Annotated in this window: 14 protein-coding genes; 7 read left to right on the top strand and 7 right to left on the bottom strand. The window is 62.1% G+C overall.

Annotated elements, in window-relative coordinates; all coding sequences use genetic code 11:
• Nucleotides 1-116: 116 nt before the first annotated feature.
• Nucleotides 117-788, bottom strand: a complete 672-nt coding sequence (trhA, locus tag ACKTS9_RS09110) for a PAQR family membrane homeostasis protein TrhA (protein WP_349215386.1) — start codon at nucleotides 786-788, stop codon at nucleotides 117-119.
• A gap of 285 nt (nucleotides 789-1,073) precedes the next feature.
• Here trhA and ACKTS9_RS09105 point away from each other — a divergent pair, with 285 nt between their 5' ends.
• A complete protein-coding gene (locus tag ACKTS9_RS09105; protein ID WP_407880324.1) occupies nucleotides 1,074-2,660 on the top strand; it encodes a phosphoenolpyruvate--protein phosphotransferase in 1,587 nt (528 codons plus the stop codon).
• A 91-nt stretch (nucleotides 2,661-2,751) separates the two neighbouring features.
• On the opposite strand, the gene ACKTS9_RS09100 is transcribed toward ACKTS9_RS09105, so the two are convergent.
• The 5 genes from ACKTS9_RS09100 to ACKTS9_RS09080 all read right to left on the bottom strand — a co-directional run bounded on the left by ACKTS9_RS09100 (nucleotide 2,752) and on the right by ACKTS9_RS09080 (nucleotide 7,662).
• Nucleotides 2,752-3,627 carry a DegV family protein gene (locus ACKTS9_RS09100; RefSeq protein ID WP_407880322.1) on the bottom strand — a complete coding sequence of 292 codons (876 nt, stop codon included), beginning with the start codon at nucleotides 3,625-3,627 and terminating at the stop codon, nucleotides 2,752-2,754.
• A 109-nt stretch (nucleotides 3,628-3,736) separates the two neighbouring features.
• Nucleotides 3,737-4,585: a D-alanyl-D-alanine carboxypeptidase family protein gene (locus ACKTS9_RS09095; protein ID WP_349215383.1), complete on the bottom strand. Its 849-nt coding sequence runs from the start codon at nucleotides 4,583-4,585 to the stop codon at nucleotides 3,737-3,739.
• Between the two features lie 67 nt (nucleotides 4,586-4,652).
• Nucleotides 4,653-5,375: an RsmE family RNA methyltransferase gene (locus ACKTS9_RS09090; protein ID WP_349215382.1), complete on the bottom strand. Its 723-nt coding sequence runs from the start codon at nucleotides 5,373-5,375 to the stop codon at nucleotides 4,653-4,655.
• 4 nt (nucleotides 5,376-5,379) lie between these two features.
• Nucleotides 5,380-6,306, bottom strand: a complete 927-nt coding sequence (prmA, locus tag ACKTS9_RS09085; protein ID WP_407880319.1) for a 50S ribosomal protein L11 methyltransferase — start codon at nucleotides 6,304-6,306, stop codon at nucleotides 5,380-5,382.
• Between the two features lie 6 nt (nucleotides 6,307-6,312).
• Nucleotides 6,313-7,662 carry a replication-associated recombination protein A gene (locus tag ACKTS9_RS09080; protein WP_349215380.1) on the bottom strand — a complete coding sequence of 450 codons (1,350 nt, stop codon included), beginning with the start codon at nucleotides 7,660-7,662 and terminating at the stop codon, nucleotides 6,313-6,315.
• A gap of 233 nt (nucleotides 7,663-7,895) precedes the next feature.
• Here ACKTS9_RS09080 and adhE point away from each other — a divergent pair, with 233 nt between their 5' ends.
• The 5 genes from adhE to spoVAE all read left to right on the top strand — a co-directional run bounded on the left by adhE (nucleotide 7,896) and on the right by spoVAE (nucleotide 13,746).
• A complete protein-coding gene (gene adhE, locus ACKTS9_RS09075) occupies nucleotides 7,896-10,508 on the top strand; it encodes a bifunctional acetaldehyde-CoA/alcohol dehydrogenase (protein ID WP_349215379.1) in 2,613 nt (870 codons plus the stop codon).
• 167 nt (nucleotides 10,509-10,675) lie between these two features.
• On the top strand, nucleotides 10,676-11,680 hold the full coding sequence (locus ACKTS9_RS09070) for a DUF2804 domain-containing protein (RefSeq protein ID WP_407880316.1): 1,005 nt from the start codon (nucleotides 10,676-10,678) through the stop codon (nucleotides 11,678-11,680).
• A 132-nt stretch (nucleotides 11,681-11,812) separates the two neighbouring features.
• On the top strand, nucleotides 11,813-12,265 hold the full coding sequence (gene spoVAC, locus ACKTS9_RS09065; protein ID WP_349215377.1) for a stage V sporulation protein AC: 453 nt from the start codon (nucleotides 11,813-11,815) through the stop codon (nucleotides 12,263-12,265).
• A gap of 114 nt (nucleotides 12,266-12,379) precedes the next feature.
• A complete protein-coding gene (locus ACKTS9_RS09060) occupies nucleotides 12,380-13,393 on the top strand; it encodes a stage V sporulation protein AD (RefSeq protein WP_349215376.1) in 1,014 nt (337 codons plus the stop codon).
• Nucleotides 13,390-13,746, top strand: a complete 357-nt coding sequence (spoVAE, locus tag ACKTS9_RS09055) for a stage V sporulation protein AE (protein ID WP_349215375.1) — start codon at nucleotides 13,390-13,392, stop codon at nucleotides 13,744-13,746. The genes ACKTS9_RS09060 and spoVAE overlap by 4 nt, the downstream gene beginning before the upstream one ends.
• Before the next feature lie 48 nt (nucleotides 13,747-13,794).
• Here the strand turns inward: spoVAE and rpsT are convergent, their stop codons facing one another.
• Entirely contained in the window at nucleotides 13,795-14,058 is a 264-nt protein-coding gene (gene rpsT / locus ACKTS9_RS09050) for a 30S ribosomal protein S20 (RefSeq protein WP_349215374.1), read from the bottom strand.
• Nucleotides 14,059-14,189: 131 nt separating this feature from the next.
• Here rpsT and gpr point away from each other — a divergent pair, with 131 nt between their 5' ends.
• Nucleotides 14,190-14,990, top strand: a complete 801-nt coding sequence (gene gpr, locus ACKTS9_RS09045; protein ID WP_349215373.1) for a GPR endopeptidase — start codon at nucleotides 14,190-14,192, stop codon at nucleotides 14,988-14,990.
• Nucleotides 14,991-15,146 lie beyond the last annotated feature (156 nt).

Raw genomic sequence — 15,146 nt, 5'->3', positions numbered from 1 at the left:
ACCACTTCGATACCGCTGCATCTTCTTTTTTCAGCTGCCTTTCTTTGAAACAGGCAGCTTTGTTATTATACCAAATCCCCGCGGTGCCGTCAATGCCGACGCCGCGGGGATCGCTTTTAAAATTCACACACCGGCGGCAGCACATACAATAGAATGCACAGATAATGCAGCACGCTGCCCGCCAGCACGAACAAATGCCAGATGCCGTGCATGTAACGCACTTTGTGCCAGGCGTAAAACACGATGCCGCCGGTATAGCACAGCCCGCCGCCCAGAAGCAGCCAGAACCCCGCCGGGGCCAGGGCGTCAAGAATGTCCCCCAGCACCCACACGGCCGCCCAGCCCATGGCCACGTACAGAACCATGGAGATTTTTTCAAAACGCTGCAGGTCAATGGCGTTCAGCACCACGCCCAGCAGCGCCGCCGCCCAGATGATCCCGCACACCAGCGGCCCCCGCGTACTGCCGCCCAGCAGGATCAGCGTGAAGGGCGTATAGCTGCCGGCGATCAGAAGATAAATGGTGGAATGGTCCAGAATGCGGAAAAAGCGTTTGACGCCCCGCTGCGGAAACGAATGATACAGTGTGCTCATGGTGTACAGCACCACCAGCGAAAGCCCGTATACAAGGCAGATCACCGCGTTGCGCGGTGTGGAAAACAATGCGGCAATGGTCACCAGAACGCTGGTGCCCACCACGGACAGAAGGCTGCCCATGCCGTGGCTGACCGCGTTGAAGATCTCTTCGCCTTTGGTATAAAATTTGGTTGGGTCTGTCTCACGGACCATGCAAATCCCCTCCTTTAAATCTTATTATATACGATTTTGAGAACAAAATAAATAAGTTTTTATAAATATATTATATGGTTTTTAAAACCAGATTGTGAAAAAGGAAAGAAAGTTTTGTGTGATTGAACGAAAAAGGGCTGTGCAGCTGTAAAGGAAAGGAAGAATATGGTATACTGAAACAAAAAACAGACGGCCGGACGCTTCTATTGGGAAACGATCGGGAATATACATTGACTTAGCAGGGTGCGGCCCAAAACGCCGCGCAGGGAAAAGCGAGGTGCCGCGATGGAAAAATATATGGCAGTGCCGGCTTCGGACGGATTGGCATTCGGTCCGGTGTGCCGCGTGCGCCGTTCCATGTCGGGAATGGGGAGAGCCGTGCTCAACCCGCGCCAGGAAGAAGCGGCCTACCGGTCCGCCCTGACCCGTGCGCAGCAAAACCTGGACCAGCTGATTGCAAAGGCGAGCGGGGATGAAAAGGCGATTTTTCAGGCCCAGCAGGTGATGATGGCGGACGAGGGCCTTCAGAACGAAGTGCTGGCGTACATTCACGCGGGTGCGGGCGCGGCCGCCGCGGTGGAGCGCGCGGCGGGGATCTTTGCCGGGCGCATCCGGGCGCTGGACGACGATTATCTGCGGGAGCGCGCCTGCGACGTACTGGACGCCTGCTACCGCATTGTGGACGTGTTGGACGGGCCGCAGGCACAGATGCCGCCGCTGAACTCGCCCAGCATTCTGGCGGCGGAGGAACTGTACCCTACCGATATTTTATCCATTGACCGGCGGATGATTCTGGGGCTGGTGATGGGGGCGGGGTCGGCCAACGCGCACGCGTCCATCATTGCCCGGACCATGGGCATTCCGGCGGTGGTTCTGGCCGGACAGGAATTTCTGGATGTGTGCGACGGCAAGATCGCGGCGATAAACGGCAGCACCGGCGATTTGTGCCTGGAGCCGGACGAGGCCACCAAGGCCCGGTTCGCCCACAGCATCCGGCGGGCGCGCCGGCACACGCTGACCGAGGAGCGGCTGCGCTATGCGGCCTGCGTCACCCGGGACGGAACGCCCTTTGAACTGTATGCCAACTGCTCCACCGTGGAGGATGTGCGCGCGGCCGTGGAGGCGGACGCCCAGGGCGTGGGCCTGCTGCTGAGCGAGTACACGGTGCGCCCCGGCGAGAACGACAGCGAAGAGGCGCAGTATCAGTTTTACACCGCCTGTCTGAACGCGGCCAAGGGAAAGCCGGTGACCATCAGCACCTACGGCGGCAACGGGCCGGAGGGCGCGCTGGAACCCAACCCGGCGCTGGGGCTGCGGGGCATCCGGTACAGTCTGGCGCACCCCCAGTGGTTCCAGACGCAGATGGCCGCGCTGCTGCGGGCAGGCGTGCAGGGCAACCTGCGGGTGGTTCTGCCCATGGTGAGCACGGCCGATGACGTGGAGCGCGCGCTGGAGCTTCTGCACGCGGCCAAGGCGTCGCTGCGCAAGCGGCGGGTGCCTTTTTCCGAAAACGTGCCGGTGGGCGTGATGATCGAGACGCCGGCCGCTGCCCTGAGCGCCCGGGAACTGGCGCGCAAGTCGGCCTTTTTCCACATCAGCACCACGAACCTTGCCCAGTACGCCCATGCGGCGGACCGGGGCAGCGCCACGGTGCAGGAGTATTTTCCGCAGTTTTCCCCGGCGGTGCACCGCATGGTCAGCATGACGGTGGAGGCGGCCGCCGAGGCGCGCATCCCCGTCTGTGTGTGCTGCGAGAGCGCCGCGCGGCCGGAACTGGCGGAGGTGTACCTGCGGCTGGGCGTGCGGCAGCTGAGCATGGCCTACGGAAGCCTGCTGGGCATCAAGGAATATTTGATGGGGATCTCCCTTTGAGCGGGAGAGTGCCCCGTGAGCCAAAACGGCGGATAAAAAAATCGGCATGACCGAGGGGTCATGCCGGTTTTGTTTTGCGGGAAGGCGGGGGTCAGTTCCGGTTTTCCGCCAGGAAGAACAGCGCCACGGTGCCGGGGCCGGAATGGGTTCCGATGACCGGCCCGATGTAGTTGATGTGGATGTCCTTGGTGCCGAAGCGGCTGCGGATCTGGTCGGCTACGTACTCCACGTCCGCCTGGCAGTCGCCGTGGCTGATGAACACGGTCTGATGGGCGTTGTCGATGCCGGTTTTGGCCATGTGGTCCACCAGGGCGTCCAGGCTTTGACGGCGGCCGCGGACCTTTTCCATGGGGATCAGGTGGCCTTCGTCGTCCACGTGAAGCACGGGTTTGATGTTCAGCATGGTGCCGAAGAACGCGGCGGCGCCGGACACGCGGCCGCCCCGTTTCAGATGGTTCAGATCGTCCACGGTGAACCAGTGGGACAGTTTCAGCCGGTTGTCCGTGACCCACTGGGCCACCTCTTCCAGGGATTTGCCCTGCTTTTTCTGCTGCGCAGCCAGATAGACCAGCAGCCCTTCGCCCATGGAGGCGGCCAGGGTGTCCACGGTGACCACCTTGCGCTGGGGATACTGCTCGGCCAGCTCTTCAAACATCAGGCGGCTGGCGTTGTAGGTGCCGGACAGACCGGAGGAAAAGGCCAGGTACAAAACGTCGGTGCCCTGCTGCAGCAGCGGCTCCACAATTTCGCGGAAGCGCTCGGGCGTGATCTGGGTGGTGCTGGACTGAGCCCCGGCACGCAGCTTGTCGTAAAACGCGGAGAAGGACATGTCCTTGCCCGCAGGGTCGTTTTGGTAGGTTTGGCCGTCTACGGTGAAATAGAGGGGGATGACGTCCACATCCATCTCGCGGATCAGCTCGGGCGAGAGGTCGGTGGTGGAGTCGGTCAAAATGCGGTAATCGCTCATAATTGCTTCTCCTTTGCCATAGATCTGTTAAGAGTTATTGTAACACATTTGTCAACGTTTGAACATGCCGGCGCAAAAAAGAAATCCCGCCGAAGTCCGGCGGGCGGGTTCAGCGGGTCTTCTGGTTGTATTCTTCCAATGTGATGCCCTGGCCCATGATCTGCGCGGCGGCGTCCTTGCCCACGTAGCGGTAGTGCCAGGGCTCGTAGGTGATCCCGGTCACGGTTTCCTTGCCCTGGGGATAGCGCAGGATGAACCCGTATTCGGCGCAGTGGGCCTGCAGCCACTCAAACTCCGGGGTCTGGTCAAAATCGGCGGTCAGGTCGTCGTGGCCGGCGTACCAGTTGGCGGACACGATGTCCGCCGCCAGCCCCAGGTTGTGCTCGCTGGTGCCCGGGCGCGCCACCCACTGGGCCGCCTGTTTTTCCGCCTCGTCCCGGGGAAAGCCCTCGTCTACAAAGCTCTGGGTCTTGCGGGCGAACAGGCTGCGCTGCCGGTCCACGCTGCGGTAGGCGGATACTAAGTAGAGCTTGCAGCCGGCCGCCTCGGCATCCGCCAGCATGGCCTCCAGCGCGTCGGCGGCGCGGGCGTCAAAGGGGCGGTTTTCGTAGCCTTCGATCATCACGGTTTTGACGGAGAAATCCTCCGGCAGCGGGTTGGCGGCGTTGACCAGACGGGCGGCCCAGTCCTCGCCGGGAACCGCGGCGGCCGCCGCGGTCCCGGATGCGCTGCCATCCGAGGAGGAGTGAGAGGTGGAAGAGGAACCGTCCATCATGTCCGACATGCCGGACTTGACGTCGGACTCCACCCGGGACATGCCGCTTTCCACGTCGTCCATCAGGGTGGAGGAAGAGTGCATGGAGGAAGAGGACGAAGAGGAAGAATCACTCATACATCCCGACAGAAGCCCCATGCACAAAGCAAGGCTCAAAGTGACGGCAAACAGTTTTCTGCGCAAAATCAAAACTCCCTTTCACGCCGCGGGCGAAAGGGAGTTTGGTTTTCGGATGCCCTCTGACCCGCGGCTATTGTAAATTGCCGGTCAGAGCCATTGCCACCGCCAGCGCCGCCAGCGGGGCCGTTTCACAGCGGAGAATGCGCGGGCCCAGCGTCACGGGAACACATCCCGCCTGCACGGCCGCCTGTGCTTCTTCGGGGGAAAAGCCGCCCTCGCTGCCGGTGATGATGGCAAGAGCGCCCGATGCGCCCTCCAACCGGCTAAGTAAAGGTTCTCCGCCCGCCTCGTAGCAAAAAAGTGCCCGGTCTTTGGCCGCGGCCTGCCCGATCATCTGGGCAAAGGTCAAAGGCATGGCGACCCGGGGGATCACGCCGCGGCCCGCCTGTTTGGCCGCCTCGAAGGCGATGCGGTTGTAGCGCTGGTTTTTCACGTCCTCTTTTTTGGGCGCGGCCACGCAGAACCGGCTGAAGAAAGGCACGATCTCCACCGCACCCAGCTCCACCGCCTTTTGAATGATCCATTCCAGTTTGTCCTGTTTGGGATAGCCTACGTATAGCGTAACCGGAACCGACGGCTCCGATACACTGGGGCAGCTGGAAATCACTTCCAGCTCCACCTGTTCCGGGGCCGCGCTGCACACACGGCAGGCGTAGTCGGTGCCGGCGGTGTCGCACACTGTGACCGCAAGGCCCGGCCGGGCGCGCATGACCACGGCCAGATGGCGCGCGTCCGCACCGGACAAAAAGGCGCGGTCGCCGTGGATCTCGGTTGTGAAATAGCGATGGGGCATCGTTTTACTCCTCCCGGGCCGGATGTCCGCACACAAGGCAGACCCAGCCGTTCTTTTCCTTTACCTGGCGCACGCACAGGCCGGCGGCCTTCACCGCTTCGATGACTTCGTCCCGGCGGGTGTCGATGATGCCGCTGGCCATGAACACGCCGTCCTTTTTCAGCAGGGCGGGCACCCCGGGCACCAGCGCCTTGATGGCGTTGGCCACGATGTTGGCGCAGATGATGTCGTAGGTGCCGCTGGCCTTGTCGGACAGATCGCCGATGAGCACCTTGAAGTGCTCGGTCACGCCGTTGCGGGCGGCGTTCTCGCCGGCGGTGCGCACGCACATGGGGTCGATGTCCACGCCCTCAGCCTCGGCCGCGCCCAGCTTCAAAGCGGCGATGGCCAGAATGCCGGACCCGGTGCCGATGTCCAGCACCCGCTCGCCGCCGTGCACGGTCTCGTCCAGCACGGTCAGGCACAGGGCCGTGGTCTCGTGGGTGCCGGTGCCGAAGGCCATGCCCGGGTCCAGGGTGATGACGGCCCGGTCCGTGTCGTACTGCTCCCAGCTGGGCACCACGGCCAGCCGGGCGCCGATGTCCATGGCGTGGTAATACTGCTTCCAGCCGTTCTCCCAGTCCTCCTGGCGCACGCCTTCCAGCGCCATGGTGCAGGGAACCTCGGCCCGGGCCAGCCGGTCCCGCATCAGGTCCGCGATCTCGGCCACGTTTTCGTCCGGGGCGATGTACAGGTGCACGATCACCTCGTCCCGCTTTTTGTCCAGCAGGTCCTGCTCGATCAGGTCCACGTGGGCGATGGCCTCCACCTGGCTCTCCAGATCGCGGTAGTCTTCAATGTAGATGCCGCCGCCGGAAATGCCCGTGGCGATGGCCTCGGCCGTGTCGGAAAAACGGGCGGGAACAGTCAGTTTGATATCGGTCCAATCCATTGTATGTCAGTCTCCTTTTTTGGGTTCGTTTTGTTTGGAAATGTGCGCTTCGCGCCAGGCGCGCACGGCCTCCAGCTTCTGTTTGGCGCGGGCTTCGCTGCCCGCTTCGGTGGGCTCGTAATAGCGGGTGCCCCGCAGGTTCTCCGGCAGGCAGTCGAAGGCGGCCACCTTTTCGGCGGTGTCGTGGGCGTAGACGTAGCCCTCGCCGTAGGACAGCTCCTTCATCAGGCGGGTGGGCGCGTTGCGGATGATCAGGGGCACCGGCTCGTCCAGCATTTTCAGGGCGTCGGCCTTGGCGTGCTCGTAAGCTTTGTACACCGCGTTGGAGCGGGGCGCCAGGGACAGGTAGATCACCGCCTGGGTCAGCGCCAGGCTGCACTCCGGCATGCCGATGAAGTGACAGGCGTTGTAGGCGTCCACGGTCAGGGTCAGGGCGCGGGTGTCCGCCAGGCCGATGTCCTCGCTGGCAAAGCGGATCAGCCGGCGGGCCACGTACAGGGGGTCCTCGCCGGCCTCCAGCATGCGGGCCAGCCAGTACACCGCGGCGTCCGGGTCCGAATTGCGCATGGACTTGTGCAGCGCGGAGATGAGGTTGTAATGCTCTTCGCCGTTTTTATCGTACAGCAGCGATTTTTTGGAGACACACTGCTCCACCAGCGACCGTTCCACCACGGTTTTGTCCCCTTCGCGCCGGCCGTTGAGCACCGCCATTTCCAGCGTGTTCAGCGCCGTGCGGCCGTCGCCGTTGGCAAACCGGGCGATCATGCCCAGGGTGTCGTCGTCCACCTGCACCTGCTGGCCGCCGAAGCCCCGCTCATCGGTCAGCGCCCGGCGCAGAAGCCCCGTCACCTCTTCGGGGGTCAGGGCGTTGAGCACAAACACCTTGCACCGGGACAAAAGGGCCGAGTTGATCTCAAAGGACGGGTTTTCCGTGGTGGCGCCGATCAGGGTGATGCTGCCCTTTTCCACAAAGGGGAGAAACGCGTCCTGCTGGGCCTTGTTGAAGCGGTGGATCTCGTCCACAAACAGGATGGTCTTGTCCCCGAAGGCGCGGGCGTCCTCGGCCTGCTTCATCACGGCCTTGATCTCCTTCACGCCGCTGGTCACGGCGGAAAAATCAATGAACTCGGCTTTGGTGCGCCGGGCAATGATGCGTGCCAGCGTGGTTTTTCCCACGCCCGGCGGCCCCCAGAAAATCATGGAGGGCACGGCGTCGGCGTCGATCATCCGCCGCAGCACCCTGTCCGGCCCCAGAAGATGCTCCTGCCCGCAGAATTCTTCCAGCGTGCGGGGGCGCATCCGGCTGGCCAGGGGCTGGGTCAGCAGAGGCTGGGAAAAAAGCGTCTGTTGTTCCATGCTTCCACCTTCCTTGCATTGCCCTTATTATACAATAGAAACACGTTTGCGCAAAGAGGCTCAAATTCATGGTTTGTTAAAGATTTGTCAAAACTGTAAGAAAACGACCCGTTTCCTGCAAAACATTCGGCACTCTGTGCATTGATAAACTTTTAACAATGGGGTACAATAAGAATCAGCAAAGCCCCCGAAGAACAACACATGTTTGAGTAGATTTTGGAGGAAATGGGAATATGGCAGAGAAAAAAGCAGCGCCCGTCACCACGGTGAAAAGCGAAGTGGAAACCATGATCGACAATCTGGTGGCCAAGGCGCAGGTCGCTCTGAAAGAGTTTTTGGAGCTGGACCAGGAGAAGATCGACCACATTGTGCATGAGATGGCTCTGGCCGGCCTGGACAAACACCAGGAGCTGGCCCGCATGGCGGTGGAAGAGACCGGCCGCGGCGTGTACGAGGACAAGGTCATCAAGAACATGTTCGCCACGGAATACATCTGGCACGACATTAAGAACGAGAAGACCGTGGGCATTCTGGACGAGAACGAGATGGAAGGCTATGTGGAAGTGGCCGAGCCCGTGGGCGTGATCTGCGGCGTGACCCCCACCACCAACCCCACCTCCACCACGCTGTTCAAATGCCTGATCGCGGTGAAGACCCGCAACCCCATCATCTTCGGCTTCCATCCGTCCGCGCAGAAGTGCTCGGCTGAGGCGGCCCGCATCGTGTACGAGGCGGCGGTCAAGGCCGGCGCGCCCAAGAACTGCATTCAGTGGATCGAAAAGCCGTCCATCGAGGCCACCGGCGCTTTGATGAATCACCCCGGCGTGGCCACCATTCTGGCCACCGGCGGCCCCGGCATGGTGCAGGCGGCGTACAGCTGCGGCAAACCGGCCCTGGGCGTAGGCCCCGGCAACGTGCCCTGCTACATCAACAAAACGGCGGACCTGCACCGCGCGTGCACCGACCTGATGATGTCCAAGACCTTCGACAACGGCATGATCTGCGCCTCCGAGCAGGCGGTCATCGTGGACCAGGAGATCGCCAAGGACTTTGAAAGCTACATGAAGGCCAACAACTGCTACTTCCTGAACAAGGAAGAGACCGAGCAGCTGGCCAAATACATGTTCCCCGATCCCCACAAGGGCGTGTTTGCCCCGGTGGTCGGCAAGTCTGCCAACTGGATCGCCGAGCAGGCCGGCCTGAAAGTGCCTGAGAAGACCAAGATCCTGATCGCGCCGCTGGACAAACCCGACGACAACCATCCTCTGGCCAAAGAGAAACTGAGCCCCGTGCTGGCCTACTTCAAGGTCAAGAGCAAAGAACAGGGCTTCGACTATGCCAACAAGATGCTGGAGCTGGGCGGCCTGGGCCACTCCGCGGTCATCCACACCGGCGACATGGAGATCGCCGACGAGTACGGCATTGCCATGCGCGTGGGCCGCATCATCGTGAACAGCCCGTCCTCTCAGGGCGCCATCGGCGACATTTACAACACCAACACTCCGTCCCTGACGCTGGGCTGCGGCTCCTACGGCAAGAACTCCGTCAGCCAGAACGTGACCACCGTCAACCTGATCAACAAAAAACGCATTGCGAAACGGAGAGTCAACATGCAGTGGTTCAAGGTGCCGCCCAAGATCTATTTTGAGGAAGATTCCATCCAGTACCTGGAGAAAATGGAGGACATTTCCCGCGCGTTCATCGTCACCGACCCTGTCATGGTGCAGCTGGGCAACGTGGACAAGGTGCTGTACTATCTGCGCAAACGCGAGCAGTACTGCCATGCGGAGATCTACTCCGACGTGGAGAGCGATCCTTCCGTTGAGTGCATCATGCGCGGCGTGGAGGCCATGCGCTCCTTCCAGCCGGACGTGATCATCGCCATCGGCGGCGGTTCCGCCATCGACGCGGCCAAGGGCATGTGGCTGTTCTACGAGCATCCGGAGACCAGCTTTGACGGCCTGCGCCAGCGTTTCCTGGACATCCGCAAACGCGCCTTCAAGTTCCCGAAACTGGGCAAAAAGACCAAACTGGTGGCCATCCCCACCACTTCCGGCACCGGTTCCGAGGTCACCAGCTTCTCCGTCATCACCGACAAGAAGAACGGCAACATCAAATATCCTCTGGCGGACTACAGCCTGACCCCGGACGTGGCCATCATCGACCCGCAGTTCACCTGGTCCATGCCCAAGAGCATTGTGGCGGACACCGGTCTGGACGTTCTGACCCACGCCATCGAGGCCTATGTCTCCGTCATGGCCAACGACTACACCGACGGCCTGGCTCTGCACGCCATCGAAATGGTGTTCACCTATCTGGAGAAATCCTACGCAGGCGACAAGCTGGCCCGTGAGAAAATGCACAACGCTTCCTGCATCGCGGGCATGGCCTTCACCAACGCGTTCCTGGGCCTGAACCACTCCATGGCACATAAGCTGGGCGGCGAGTATCACATCCCCCACGGACGTGCCAACGCCATCCTGCTGCCCTACGTCATCAAGTACAACGCCACCAAGCCCACCAAGTTTGCGGCGTTCCCCAAATACAAAGAGTATGTGGCCGACGAGCGCTATGCCAAGATCGCCCGCCGCGTGGGCCTGTGCGACGCCAGCACTCCCACGGACAAAGCGGTGGACTGCCTGATCGAAGCCATCGTCAAACTGATGAAAGCCACCGACCGTCCGCTGTCCGTGCAGGCCTGCGGCGTGTCCGAGGCCGAGTTCATGAGCAAGGTCAACGAGCTGTCCTACAAGGCCTTCGAAGACCAGTGCACCACGGCCAACCCGGTGTATCCTCTGGTCAGCGAGATCGAGGATCTGTACAAAAAAGCCTACTACGGCAAATAAGCCCAACGGTTTTCGCCCCCCTGACACCTGTCAGGGGGGCTTTTTTGGCGCGGCGCGAAGCCTGTGCCGAAAAAGCAGGGCCCCTTTTGTGAAGATTGAACACTGCAACGTATAAAACAATGTGCTATAATAAAAGAAAAATCAACGGACGGTAGAAGGAGGGGGTTATGGAACAACAAGAGATCACCACGCCCGGTCCGGTTCTGGACCAAAAGGGGGCCATTGCGCCGGGCTATTCCCGCCGGGCGGTGCGCACCTACCGCCGGGCGGAGATCCGCGCGCCGTTTTACCGCATCAAGGAATGGGACTTCTACCAGGCGTCCGACGGCGAAAAATGCATTCAGTTCACCTACGGGCACGCGTCCTACGCCGGACAGGTGGGCGTGATGCTGTTCGACTTTCAAAAGGGCGAGAGGATCGCGGACATCAGCCGCCTGCTGGCACTGCCCTTCGGCCGGCTGCATCTGCCGGAAAGCGCCGAGGAGGACAGCGACGTCCGTTACGAGAAAAACGGCATGCTGCTGCGGTTCAAAACCCAGGGCGACACCCGCTATCTGTCCTTTGTCACCCAGGACTTTGAGGCGGAACTGACGCTGATGCGCAAAAATCCCAACTCCATTGTGGTGAACGTTCCCTTTGCGGAGTCGCCCACGGCGTTTTATTACAACCAGAAGATCAACTGCATGTCCGCCTGCGGGTATGCCAAATACAAGGACAAGACCTATTATTTCGGCGAGGACGCCTTCGGCCTGCTGGACTGGGGCCGGGGCGTGTGGCCCTTCCACAACGAGTGGTACTGGTCCAACGGAACGGGCCTGCTGGGGGACAAGCTGTTCGGGTTCAACCTGGGCATGGGGTTCGGCGATACCCGCGCGGCCACCGAGAACTGCCTGTTCTATGCGGGCGGGTTTTCCAAGCTGGGGCGGGTGCATTTTCTGCTGGACAAAACCGACTACATGCGCCCGTGGCTGCTGCGGGACGAGGAGGGCCGGCTGGATTTGACGCTGAAGCCTTCCTATGACCGGACCACCCGCACCAAAGCGCTGTGGGTGAACAACTGCTGCCACCAGATGTTCGGCCGCTTTTACGGCACCGCCGTGTGGGAAGACGGCACGGTGCTGCACATCGACGGGCTGCCGGCCTTTGCCGAGCACGCCGTCAACAACTGGTGAAAAACAAAAAAAGAGCGCGCGGACCGCACCGGGTCCGCGCGCTTTTTTGTTTGGGGGAGAGAAGGAATAAGGCTCCCGCGCCCGGGAAATACTGAACAGAAAAGGGCGCACGCCCGAAAAGGAGCCGTTCTCATGAAAATGGACAATCAGACCTATGACGAAATGCGAAAGAAAGCGTCGCCGCCCTCTCCGGTGGTCCGGGATTGCCTGTGGGCGTTTTTTGTGGGCGGGGCCATCTGCTGTGCGGGCGAGGGCCTGGGCACGCTGTACCGGGCGCTGGGCTTTACGCTGACCGATGCGGGCACCCTGACCAGCGCCACGCTGGTGGCGCTGTCCGGCCTGTTCACCGCCCTGGGCTGGTACCAGAAGCTGGCGGCCAAGGCGGGCGCGGGCACCCTGGTGCCCATCACGGGGTTCGCCAACGCCGTGGTGTCGCCGGCCATCGAGTTCCGCAGCGAGGGGCTGGTGCCCGGCGTGGGGGCGAAAATGTTCATCATTGCGGGGCCGGTGATCGTGTACGGCATGCTGGCCAGTGTGGCCTGGGGCGTTCTGTACCATGTTCTGCGGCCCTGGATCGGAGGTTGAAACAATGAAAAAAGGCGATACCATTCCCTTTGAAAAGCTGCCCCGCCCGGCGCACAAGCCGCCGGAGAAAAAGGGCCGGACCATTTCCTTTGAAAAGCTGGGAGGCGGGCACAAGTGAGACGAAAGGGCGATACCGTTTTGTTTGACAGACCGCCCCGGGCGGCCGCCTGGGCGGCGGTGGGAGGCAAAAAAGAAAGCGAAGGCCCGCTGGCGGACGCCTTTGACCTGCTGCTGACCGACGCCAGCTGCGGCGAAAAGAGCTGGGAAAAGGCCGAGAGCGATTTTGCCCGCTACACGCTGGAAGCCGCCCTGAAAAAGGGCGGATTGTCCGCGGCGGAGCTGGACGGCGTGTTCGCCGGCGACCTGGAGTTTCAGTGCACGGCGTCCGCCTATGCCATGCGCGGGTTTGACGTGCCCTATCTGGGGCTGTACGGCGCGTGCAGCACCATGGCGGAGGGCGTGGGGCTGGCCGCCTGCATGGTGGAAGGCGGGGCCATGCGCCGGGCGGCCGCCATGGCCAGCAGCCACTTCTGCGCGGCGGAACGGCAGTTCCGCACCCCGCTGATGTACGGCGGCAAGCGCACGCCCACCGCCCAGTGGACCGTGACCGGCGCGGGCGCGCTGGTGCTGGACGCCGCCCCGGGCGGGCCCCGGGTGCAGGCCGTCACCTTCGGCCGGGTGCGGGATTACAACGTGACGGACATCAACAACATGGGGGCCGCCATGGCGCCTGCCGCCTGCGAGACCATTCTCAACTATCTGGCGGACACCGGCCGCACCCCCGAGGACTTTGACGCCGTTTACACCGGCGATCTGGGCCTGGTGGGAAGCCGGCTGCTGGCCCAGCTGCTGGAGCGGGAGGGCGTGCGCCTGCCCAACCATCAGGACTGCGGCCTGCTGGTGTACAGCGTGGACAGCCAGAACGTGCAGGCCGGGGGCTCGGGCGCGGGCTGCAGCGCCGCGGTGCTGTGCTGCCACGTGCTGCCCCTTCTGGCCGAAGGGCAGCTGCGCCGGGTGCTGTTTCTGTCCACCGGGGCGCTGATGAGCCAGACCACCTTTTTGCAGGGGGAGAGCATTCCCGGCATCGCCCACCTGCTGGAGCTGAGCAGCGGGGAGGAAGGACAATGAATTTTGTGTGGGCGTTTGTGGTCGGCGGGCTGATCTGCGTGGTCGGCCAGCTGCTGATGGATTACACCGGCATGACGCCGGCGCGGATCCTGGTGGCCTATGTGGTGGCGGGCGTGGTGCTGTCGGCGCTGGGCTGGTACGACCCGCTGGCCGAGTTTGCCGGTGCGGGGGCCACGGTGCCGCTGCTGGGCTTCGGGCATCTGCTGGCCCAGGGCGTCGTAGACGCGGTGGAGCAGCAGGGGCTGCTGGGCGCGCTGACCGGCGGGTTCACCGCCGCGGCCGGCGGCGTGACCGCCTCGCTGACGGTGGGCTTTCTTTTGAGCCTGGTGGCCAAAAGCCGGGACCAGAACTGACAAAAGGAAAAGCCGCCGCCCAAACGGGCAGCGGCTTATCAAGTTCAATCATTGAGCAGCTTTGTTCGCAGCTTTGGCAAGGCGGGCAACTTTGCGGGAAGCGGTGTTCTTGTGCAGAACGCCTTTCGCAGCGGCCTTGTCGATCGCGACGACAGCGGCTTTCACCTTTTCGTCTTTATCAGCAGCGCCGGTGGAAATGGCGGCGTCAGCCTTCTTGACGACTGTTTTCAGGTTGGACTTGATGACCTTGTTGTGCATGGCCTCTTTCTTGGCTTGCACCACGCGGTCTTTCTGAGATTTAATGTTAGGCATCGTACCACCTCCTTAGTACCCATAACAGTGCACTTTATGATACCACTTTTTGCGCTCGGGCGCAAGTGTTTTTTGAAAAAAGTTTTTTCAAAACAGCGCCGTTCCGGGCGCGGGAAAGGAAGGATTCCAGTATGGGCATGTATACGGATATCGCGGCGGAGATCTATCCGCCGGGCAAGGGGACGGTTCCCCAGGGAGTCAAGATCTATACCGCCAGCGCGGCGGGCATCGGGCTGACGCGGGTGGACGTGGAGCGCTCGGGTCTGCGGCGGCCGCAGGGGCGTTACATCACCCTGGATATGCCCCAGTTTGCCGCCATTGACGACAAGAACGAGGCCTATGTGTGGGCCATTGCCAGCCAGCTGCGCACCCTGCTGCCCAAAGAGGGGCTGGTGCTGGTGGCGGGCGTGGGAAATCCGGGCGTGACGGCGGATGCCCTGGGCCCGGCCACCGCGGCCAAGGTGTTCGTCACCCGGCACATCTGCGAAGCCGGGCAGCTGCCCCCCGGCACGCGCCTGCGCCCGGTGGCGGCCTTTGCGCCGGGCGTGGAGGGCACCACCGGCATGGCCACCGCGGAACTGCTGCGCAGCATGATCCAGCAGATGCGGCCCGCGGCGGTGCTGTGCGTGGACAGCCTGTGCACTTCGGACGCGCGCCGCCTGGGGTGCAGCGTGCAGCTGTCCACCGCGGGGCTGGTGCCCCAGAACGCGGCGCCCCTGACCCAGCAGACGCTGGGGGTGCCGGTGATCGCTGTGGGGGTGCCCACGGTGATGGAGGCGGACAGCCTGCAGACCGGCGGCCGCCCCATGGTCATGACGCCCAAGGACATCGACGCCATCATCCGCCACGGCGCGTCGCTTTTGTCTCTGGCCATCAACAAGGCGCTGCAGCCCGCCTTCAGCGTAGGCGAGCTGACGTTCCTCACATCCTGAGCTCCGGCCGGCCCGAAACAGGGGCCGGCCTTTTCCGTTGCCCGCTGTTTTTTAGAGATTTTGCCAAAATTGGAAGAAAATTTTCGTCAAATATCATGGTTTGTCAATTGCAATTTTTGATTTAATCATTAAAATAGTAATGTAATAAGATTAAAA

It is taken from the genome of Owariibacterium komagatae (assembly GCF_045865535.1).
GTDB lineage: Bacteria > Bacillota > Clostridia > Oscillospirales > Ruminococcaceae > Ruthenibacterium > Ruthenibacterium komagatae.
This window is presented reverse-complemented; position numbering and strand designations above follow the sequence as displayed.

Bases quoted from the DNA above. Each gene is read 5' to 3' on its own strand.
- gpr (WP_349215373.1), top strand. From the start codon at position 14,190: ATGGGCATGTATACGGATATCGCGGCGGAGATCTATCCGCCGGGCAAG.
- ACKTS9_RS09090 (WP_349215382.1), bottom strand. From the start codon at position 5,375: ATGCCCCATCGCTATTTCACAACCGAGATCCACGGCGACCGCGCCTTT.
- ACKTS9_RS09070 (WP_407880316.1), top strand. From the start codon at position 10,676: ATGGAACAACAAGAGATCACCACGCCCGGTCCGGTTCTGGACCAAAAG.
- spoVAE (WP_349215375.1), top strand. From the start codon at position 13,390: ATGAATTTTGTGTGGGCGTTTGTGGTCGGCGGGCTGATCTGCGTGGTC.
- spoVAC (WP_349215377.1), top strand. From the start codon at position 11,813: ATGAAAATGGACAATCAGACCTATGACGAAATGCGAAAGAAAGCGTCG.
- ACKTS9_RS09100 (WP_407880322.1), bottom strand. From the start codon at position 3,627: ATGAGCGATTACCGCATTTTGACCGACTCCACCACCGACCTCTCGCCC.
- ACKTS9_RS09105 (WP_407880324.1), top strand. From the start codon at position 1,074: ATGGAAAAATATATGGCAGTGCCGGCTTCGGACGGATTGGCATTCGGT.
- adhE (WP_349215379.1), top strand. From the start codon at position 7,896: ATGGCAGAGAAAAAAGCAGCGCCCGTCACCACGGTGAAAAGCGAAGTG.
- prmA (WP_407880319.1), bottom strand. From the start codon at position 6,306: ATGGATTGGACCGATATCAAACTGACTGTTCCCGCCCGTTTTTCCGAC.
- ACKTS9_RS09080 (WP_349215380.1), bottom strand. From the start codon at position 7,662: ATGGAACAACAGACGCTTTTTTCCCAGCCTCTGCTGACCCAGCCCCTG.
- rpsT (WP_349215374.1), bottom strand. From the start codon at position 14,058: ATGCCTAACATTAAATCTCAGAAAGACCGCGTGGTGCAAGCCAAGAAA.
- trhA (WP_349215386.1), bottom strand. From the start codon at position 788: ATGGTCCGTGAGACAGACCCAACCAAATTTTATACCAAAGGCGAAGAG.